4 protein-coding genes and 1 pseudogene are annotated in these 8538 nt (G+C 73.3%); all 5 read left to right on the top strand.

Going from position 1 to position 8538, the window contains the following annotated elements; translation table 11 throughout:
- Positions 1-87 precede the first annotated feature (87 nt).
- Positions 88-2157 (top strand): annotated as a pseudogene (infB, locus tag ABZ896_RS50745) (translation initiation factor IF-2); the annotation flags it as partial.
- A gap of 138 nt (positions 2158-2295) precedes the next feature.
- Positions 2296-2589, top strand: a complete 294-nt coding sequence (locus ABZ896_RS50740; RefSeq protein WP_360945658.1) for a DUF503 domain-containing protein — start codon at positions 2296-2298, stop codon at positions 2587-2589.
- Between the two features lie 32 nt (positions 2590-2621).
- Complete coding sequence (rbfA, locus tag ABZ896_RS50735; protein ID WP_360945655.1) at positions 2622-3062, top strand: 30S ribosome-binding factor RbfA; 441 nt, start codon at positions 2622-2624, stop codon at positions 3060-3062.
- Positions 3059-3964: a tRNA pseudouridine(55) synthase TruB gene (gene truB / locus ABZ896_RS50730; RefSeq protein ID WP_360945652.1), complete on the top strand. Its 906-nt coding sequence runs from the start codon at positions 3059-3061 to the stop codon at positions 3962-3964. The genes rbfA and truB overlap by 4 nt, the downstream gene beginning before the upstream one ends.
- A gap of 708 nt (positions 3965-4672) precedes the next feature.
- On the top strand, positions 4673-8503 hold the full coding sequence (locus tag ABZ896_RS50725) for a trypsin-like peptidase domain-containing protein (RefSeq protein WP_360945649.1): 3831 nt from the start codon (positions 4673-4675) through the stop codon (positions 8501-8503).
- Positions 8504-8538: the final 35 nt, after the last annotated feature.

The following is an 8538-nucleotide window of genomic DNA, read 5'->3' as shown; positions in this document are numbered from 1 at the left end:
GCCTACTGCGCCTTGCGAGCGCCTCGACTGGGCGTACGGTTCCTGCGCCCCGGCTCGAGGATCACCGAGGCGTTTGGCCGTGCTTTGGGTGGCTTCGCCGGTCGTCCCGGCGGTCCCGGTGGCGGTGGCGGCGGTTTCGCCGGTCGTCCCGGTGGTCCGGGTGCCGGTGCGGGCGGCGGCGGCCGTCCCGGCTTCGGTGGTCGTCCGGGTGGTCCCGGTGGCCGTGGTGGCACGCAGGGCGCCTTCGGTCGTCCCGGCGGTCCCGCGCGTCGCGGTCGCAAGTCGAAGCGGCAGAGGCGCCAGGAGTACGAGGCCATGCAGGCCCCGTCGGTCGGCGGCGTGATGCTGCCTCGCGGCAACGGCGAGACCATTCGCCTGTCGCGCGGTGCCTCCCTCACCGACTTCGCGGAGAAGATCAACGCCAACCCGGCGTCGCTCGTCGCGGTCATGATGAACCTCGGCGAGATGGTCACGGCCACGCAGTCCGTCTCCGACGAGACGCTGCAGCTCCTCGCGGGCGAGATGAACTACGCGGTTCAGATCGTCAGCCCCGAGGAGGAGGACCGCGAGCTGCTCGAGTCCTTCGACATCGAGTTCGGCGAGGACGAGGGCGACGACGAGGACCTGGTCGTCCGTCCGCCGGTCGTGACCGTCATGGGTCACGTCGACCACGGTAAGACCCGTCTTCTGGACGCCATCCGCAAGACGAACGTCATCGCGGGCGAGGCCGGCGGCATCACCCAGCACATCGGTGCCTACCAGGTCTCGACGCAGGTCAACGACGAGGACCGCGCGATCACCTTCATCGACACCCCGGGTCACGAGGCGTTCACCGCCATGCGTGCCCGTGGTGCCCGGTCGACGGACATCGCGATCCTGGTCGTCGCGGCCAACGACGGCGTCATGCCGCAGACGATCGAGGCGCTCAACCACGCCAAGGCGGCCGACGTCCCGATCGTCGTCGCGGTCAACAAGATCGACGTCGAGGGTGCCGACCCGACCAAGGTGCGCGGTCAGCTGACCGAGTACGGCCTGGTGGCCGAGGAGTACGGCGGCGACACCATGTTCGTCGACATCTCCGCCAAGCAGGGTCTGCACATCGACTCCCTGCTGGAGGCCGTGGTCCTCACCGCGGACGCCTCGCTCGACCTGCGGGCCAACCCGAACCAGGACGCGCAGGGCATCTCCATCGAGTCCCGTCTCGACCGCGGCCGCGGTGCCGTGGCGACGGTCCTCGTGCAGCGAGGCACCCTGCGGGTCGGCGACACCATGGTCGTGGGCGACGCCTACGGCCGCGTGCGCGCCATGCTCGACGACAACGGCAACAACGTCGCCGAGGCCGGTCCGTCGACCCCGGTCCAGGTGTTGGGTCTCACCAACGTCCCGGGCGCGGGCGACAACTTCCTCGTCGTCGAGGAGGACCGCACGGCCCGCCAGATCGCCGAGAAGCGTGCCGCCCGCGAGCGCAACGCGGCCTTCGCCAAGCGCACGCGCCGCGTCTCGCTCGAGGACCTGGACAAGGTGCTCAAGGCCGGCGAGGTCCAGCAGCTCAACCTCATCATCAAGGGTGACGCTTCTGGTTCCGTCGAGGCCCTCGAGTCCTCCCTGCTCCAGCTGGACGTCGGCGAAGAGGTCGACATCCGCGTCCTGCACCGCGGCGTCGGTGCGGTCACGGAGTCGGACATCGACCTGGCGATGGGCTCGGACGCCATCGTGATCGGCTTCAACGTCCGCGCGGCCGGCCGCGCGGCGCAGATGGCCGAGCGCGAGGGTGTGGACGTCCGCTACTACTCGGTCATCTACCAGGCGATCGAGGAGATCGAGGCGGCCCTCAAGGGCATGCTCAAGCCGGAGTACGAAGAGGTCGAGCTCGGTACGGCGGAGATCCGCGAGGTCTTCCGCTCGTCCAAGCTGGGCAACATCGCGGGTGTTCTCATCCGCTCCGGCGAGGTCAAGCGCAACACCAAGGCCCGACTCCTGCGCGACGGCAAGGTCATCGCGGAGAACCTCAACATCGAGGGCCTGCGCCGCTTCAAGGACGACGTCACCGAGATCCGCGAAGGCTACGAGGGCGGTATCAACCTCGGAAACTTCAACGACATCAAGATCGACGACGTCATCGCGACGTACGAGATGCGCGAGAAGCCTCGCGTCTGATCGTCGTAGCACACGCTCGGAGCCGGTCGGCGGAGTGAATATCCGTCGATCGGCTCCGGCCGTTGCGTGTACGGTTCCCGTATCGGCGCCCAAGTGCGGTGCCCGTACCCCGAACCGGCGGGACATCCGGACACACACATGTACGTGGGGACTCTGTCCTTCGACCTGCTCCTCGGCGACGTCCACTCGCTGAAGGAGAAACGCTCACTCGTCCGTCCGATCGTGGCCGAGCTCCAGCGCAAGTACGCGGTGAGCGTGGCCGAGACGGGCGGCCAGAACCTCCACCGCAGGGCCGAGATCGGGGTCGCGGTGGTCTCCGGGGACACGGGACACCTCACCGACGTACTGGACCGCTGCGAGCGGCTGGTCGCCGCACGGCCCGAGGTGGAACTGCTCTCCGTTCGACGCAGGCTCCACAGCGACGAAGACTGAAGCAAGTAGTAAGCACTTAAGGAGACGGACCAGTGGCCGACAACGCGCGTGCCAAGAGGCTGGCGGACCTCATCCGAGAGGTGGTGGCCCAGAAGCTGCAGCGTGGGATCAAGGACCCGCGGCTCGGCTCGCACGTCACCATCACGGACACCCGCGTCACGGGTGACCTGCGGGAGGCGACCGTCTTCTACACGGTGTACGGCGACGACGAGGAGCGGGCGGCCGCGGCCGCCGGACTGGAGAGCGCCAAGGGCGTGCTCCGCTCCGCGGTCGGCGCGGCGGCGGGCGTGAAGTTCACCCCGACGCTCACCTTCGTGGCCGACGCCCTCCCGGACACCGCCAAGACCATCGAGGACCTCCTCGACAAGGCGCGCCAGTCCGACGAGAAGGTGCGCGAGGCGTCCGCCGGCGCCGCGTACGCGGGGGACGCCGATCCCTACAAGAAGCCCGACGAGGACGACGCCTCCGAATGACCCCGAAGAACACCACGCCCGACGGCCTTGTCATCGTCGACAAGCCGTCGGGCTTCACCTCGCACGACGTGGTCGCCAAGATGCGCGGGATCGCCAGGACCCGCCGCGTCGGACACGCCGGCACCCTCGACCCCATGGCGACGGGCGTGCTCGTCCTCGGTGTCGAGAAGGCGACCAAGCTCCTCGGGCACCTCGCGCTGACCGAGAAGGAGTACCTGGGCACGATCCGGCTCGGCCAGAGCACGCTCACCGACGACGCCGAGGGCGAGATCACGGGGTCGGTGGACGCCTCGAAGGTCACCCGGGACGCCGTCGACGCGGGCATCGCCAAGCTGAGCGGCGACATCATGCAGGTGCCGTCCAAGGTCAGTGCCATCAAGATCGACGGCGTGCGCTCCTACAAGCGGGCCCGGGAGGGCGAGGAGTTCGAGATCCCGGCGCGGCCGGTCACCATCTCGTCCTTCACCGTCTACGACGTCCGGGACGCGGTTGCCGAGGACGGCACTGCGGTTCTCGACCTGGTCGTGTCGGTGGTCTGCTCCTCCGGCACCTACATCCGGGCGCTCGCCCGCGACCTGGGCGCGGACCTCGGCGTCGGCGGCCACCTCACGGCGCTGCGCCGCACCCGCGTGGGGCCGTACAAGCTGGACGCGGCGCGGACTCTCGCACAGCACCAGGAGGAGCTGGCGGTGCTGCCGATCGGGGAGGCCGCGACCGCCGCGTTCCCGCGCTGGAACGTCGACGCCCGGCGGGCCAAGCTGCTCCTCAACGGGGTGCGGCTGGAGATTCCGGACGAGTACGCGGGCCGCGGCGCGGTCGCCGTCTTCGACCCCGAGGACCGCTTCCTCGCGCTCGTGGAGGAGCAGAAGGGCAAGGCGAAGAGCCTGGCCGTCTTCGGCTGAGGCCGCCGGTCTTCGGCCGGTGGGGGCACCGGGGTTTCTTGCCCGTGGAGCGGCGATCACGGGGTTGTGCCGCCGCTCCACGGTCCCCCCTCGGTTCCCCCATCCCTAGGGTGTATCCGCCGTCCCCCATTCATTCACCCGCGCGGGCAGGCGCTCGGAGTGAACCGGGGGAGCGGAAGGGGGCGCGTTCATGACGCGATCTGTCCCGCTGATCACCGCGCGCCTACCGTCGAATACGGGACAGCGGTTCGGCGGGGAGGTTCGACCATGCACGGCGCTGGTGACCGGGCCACTCCGGGTCCGGAGCGGTCGGGCCGGGCCGAGGAGCGGTCCTGGTCCGGTGAGTGGTCCCGGTCCGGCGGGAGTTCCCGGGGTGACGAGCGGTCCCGAGCCGACGAGTCTTCCCGGCGCGGTGACCGGTCCGGGGCGGGTGAGCGGTCCCGGGGTGATGAGCGTTCGGGGTCCGGGGAGCGATCCCGGCGTGAGGAGCGTTCGGGGTCCGGTGAGTGGTCCCGGTCCGGCGGGAGTTCCCGGGGTGACGAGCGGTCCCGAGCCGACGAGTCTTCCCGGCGCGGTGACCGGTCCGGGGCGGGTGAGCGGTCCCAGGGGGACGAGCGTTCGCGGTCCGGGGAGCGGTCGCGGCATGCGCGGGGGCGGCAGCGTGGGGGTCATGAGCCGCGTCCCGGTCCCGGCCGTGACGCGGAGCTCGTGCACATCCACGACCTCGCCGGGCGCCCGCGCGGGACGGGCTTCGTCGCCGACCACCACGGCACGGTGATCACCAGCCACGAGACCGTCGACGGCCTGCCCCGGCTCGTACTGCGCGCCGGGAGCGACCGCAGTTGTGTGGTGAGCGCCGACGCGGTGACCCCGCTGCCCGAGCTGGACCTGGCGCTTGTCCGCACCGAGGGGCTTGGCGTGGACCCGCTGCCGGTGTCCGTGCGGGGCGGGGTCGACATCGGCGCGTACGTCCGGCTGCCCGCGGGCTGCTGGCGCGAGGCGCGGGTGCTCGACTCGACGACCGCGACGTACACCGCCACCGACCGCTTCCACCTCGTCGAGGGCACACTGGAGTTGGCGATCGGCACGGCCGGGCGGGACGCGCTGCGGCTGGGCGGCGGGGCCGCCGGGGGGCCGGTGCTCGACGCGGCGACCGGAGCGGTGGTCGCGGTCCTGGGCACGGCGCTCCAGAGCGGCCATCGCGACATCGGCTTCGCGGTCCCACTCCGGGTCCCGGACCCGGGATCGCCCGGCGGCTCGCGCCAGGCGCCGGGTGCCGGCTCTCCGGACGGCTCGTGCTCGGCACCGGGCTCCGCTTCCGCGGGCGGCCAGTGCTCGGCCTCGGGCTCCGGTCCTGTGGGCGGCCAGTGCTCGGCGTCGGGGTCCGGCTCTCTCGGTGACCCGAGTCAGGTGTGGGGCTCTGGTCTGCTCGGTGATCCGTGCTCCGAGTCGGGTTCTGGTCTTCCTGGCGACCCGTGCTCGGCCTCGGGCTCCGGTCCTGTGGGCGGCCAGTGCTCGGCGTCGGGGTCCGGCTCTCTCGGTGACCCGAGTCAGGTGTGGGGCTCTGGTCTGCTCGGTGATCCGTGCTCCGTGTCGGGTTCTGGTCTTCTTGGCGACCCGTGCTCGGCCTCGGGTTCCGATCCGCTCGGTGACCCGTGCTCGGCCTCGGCGTCGGGTTCCGGTCTGCTCGGTGACCCGCCCCCGGCGTCGGGCTCCAGCCCTCTCGGCCACCCCTATCTGGCCCCGGACCACGACCCCCTCGCCGCGCTCCTCGCCGAGAACGCGGCGACCGTGCCGGCGTACGGTGTCGATCTCAATCTCGCCGGGGTGCTGGAGCTGACGGCGACCTCCGTGGGGCAGGACGGGCCGCCGGGGGTGCTGGACGGGTATCTGGGGCGGGCGGAGGGCGCCGAGCCGGTCGAACGGGGCGCGGTGGTGCGGGAGTTCGCTGAGTTCACCGAAGGGCGGGACGCCGTCCTCGGGCTCGTGGGGCCGCCCGGCAGCGGTCGTACGACGGAACTCGCGGTCCTCGCCGCACGCCGGCACCGGAGCGCGGCACCGGCCCCCACGCTCTGGCTGCGCGGTGCCGACCTCCAGGACGAGGACGCCTCCGTGGCCGACGCGGCGCGCCGCGCGCTGAGCCGGGCGGCCCGGATCGTCGCGAGCGCGGCGGACACGGTCCCCGCCGGCCGCCGGCTCGCCGGTGGCGACCTCGGCGACATCACCCCCGAACGCCTGGCCCGCCTCGCCCACGCCGCAGGCCGACCCCTCTTCCTCCTCCTCGACGGCCCCGAGGAGATGCCCCCCGTCCTCGCCCACCGCCTCGCTGACTGGACGGACGGCACGGCGGCCTGGCTGCGGGAGACGGGGGCGCGACTGGTCGTGGCGTGCCGGGAGGAGTACTGGGAGTGCGCGGGCTTCCCGGAGGACATGCTGCACGGGCGGCTGGCAGCGGGAGTGGACGCGGCGGCGGGGTGCCGGGGAGACGGAGCGTCGGCCCAGTCCGGAGCCCCGGACCAACCCCGAGCGTCGGCCCAATCCGGAGTGTCGGCACAGCTCGGAGCACCCGAGCAGGGCGTAGGGGCGGAGCACCAGGGGAACGCGAGGGCGGCCCAGCCCGACGCGTCCGGTCAGGCCCGCCGCCCGTTTCCGCGCTGCGTTCGGCTGGGTGACCTCTCCGAGGGCGAGGCCCGGCGGGCCCGCGTCCGGTACCGCATTCCCGACGGCGCCCTCACCGGCGCTGACGCCCGCCACCCCCTCACCCTCCGGCTGCTCGCCGAGGTGCGGGCCGCGCTGCCCGGGGCTCCGCAGACACCCGCCGACCGGCACGACGTCTTCTCCGCGTACCTGGACCTGATGTGCCTGCGCGTCGCCGTGCGGCTCGCCGCCGAGCAGGGGCTGCGCGGCACCGCCGTACGGCGGCTCGCCGCCAAGGTGGCCGGGCAGGTGCACGAGGCCGCGCGGCGCAGTCTCGGGCCCGGGCAGGGCGAGCTGGACCGGGAGTCGTTCGAGGCGGTGTTCCCGTGGGGCCCCGCGCCCGCGCGGCTCGGCGGCGGCACCGGCTGGGCCTCCGCCGTCCTCACCGAGGGCCTCCTCGTCCCCGCCGGCACCGGCTACCGCTTCGCCCACGAGGAACTCGCCGACTGGATCCAGGGCACCCACCTGGACCTGGAGGAGGCCCTGCGCGCCCTGGTCCACCGCCCCCGCACCGGCCGCCCGCACCCCCTCCCCGTCCCGCACCACCGCATCGGCCCGGTCGTCCAGGCCCTCCTCCTCGTCGCCCGCCAGCAGGGCACGCCCCGACTCGCCGACCGCCTGGAGGAGTTGCTGCACGCCCTCGACGCCGACCCGCACTCCTGGTGGGCCGCCCGGCTGCTCGCCGAGGTCCTGCTGAGGGTGCCCGACGCGACGCCGTACACCGATGTCCTACGACAGCTCGCCGACCGGATCGTGGACCGGCGCCGCCGGGAGCGGCCGCTGCCGTACGAGTTCGGGCCCGCTTTCTGGACCGCGCTGCCCGTCCCGGACGCGGCCCGCTTCGACCTGCTCCGGCGGCTCGTCCTCGCCGACGGCCCGCCGCAGGAGCCCGGCCCCCGGTTCCTGGACACCGTCGCGGAACTGCTCGCCGCCGACCCCACCGCCGTACAGCCGCATCTGGCCCGGTGGTTCGACGACGAGCGGCCGCTGCCCGCGACCCCGCACGCGACCGTGGCGAAGGCCGCGCAGGCGCTGCTGCACACCCATCGGACCCGGGCCCTGGACGACCTCACCGAGATCCTCGTCGGCCGGGCGCACCGGCGGGCCGACGAACTGCTCGCCGTGCTCGCCGAGGAGGAGCCGTCGGCGGTGTGCCGGGCCGTGGACCGGTGGGCGCACGACGAGCGGCCCGCGCGGCGGGTGGCGGCGGTGGCGTACGGCCTGCGTGCCGCCCCGCACGTCCGCACCGAGCCCGACCGCGAACTGCTGCGCTACGCGGCCCTCGCGCTGCTCGCCCGCCCCGAGGACTGCACCCTGCACGGCGGCGCGCTCGCCCTGCTGGTCCGCGACCCCCGCACCCGCGCCCGTCATCTCCCGCAGGCGCTCGGGCACTTCGCCGCCGGCGACCCGCAGTTCCCGGCGAGCGCCCTGGTTCCCGCGCTCGCCACCGATCCCGACCCGGTCCTGGACGCCTTCCGGGAGCGGCTGCGGCGGCCGGAGGCGGGGGAGGCGCTGCGCACGCTCGCCGACGTCACCACGCCCGCACTGGCCCGCCGGGTCACCGAGCTGGTCCGGGAGGCGGTGCGGGCGCGCCCGGAGACCGCCGGGGACGTGGCCGCCTACGTCGACCGGCGCCTCGACCACGGCCCCGCCGTCCGCGCCGTGCTGCGCCCGCTGGTCACCGGGCTGCTGGACGGCGGCCCGGAGCGGGTACGGGCCGCGCTGGCCGCCGTACTCGCCGCGCCCGGCACCCCCGAGTCCCGGCCGCTGCGCGCGGAACTCCTCGACTTCCTCCTCGACCGGGAACGCGAACCGGCCGTCCTGGCCGCGCGGTCCCGGTGAAGCTGCTCTTCGACAACCGCATCGTGATCAACAAC

Origin of the sequence: Streptomyces sp. NPDC047072, from assembly GCF_040643855.1 — a bacterium.
Lineage (GTDB): Bacteria > Actinomycetota > Actinomycetes > Streptomycetales > Streptomycetaceae > Streptomyces.
The sequence above is the reverse complement of the archived record's forward strand: the minus strand, read 5'-3'. Positions and strand labels throughout refer to the sequence as shown.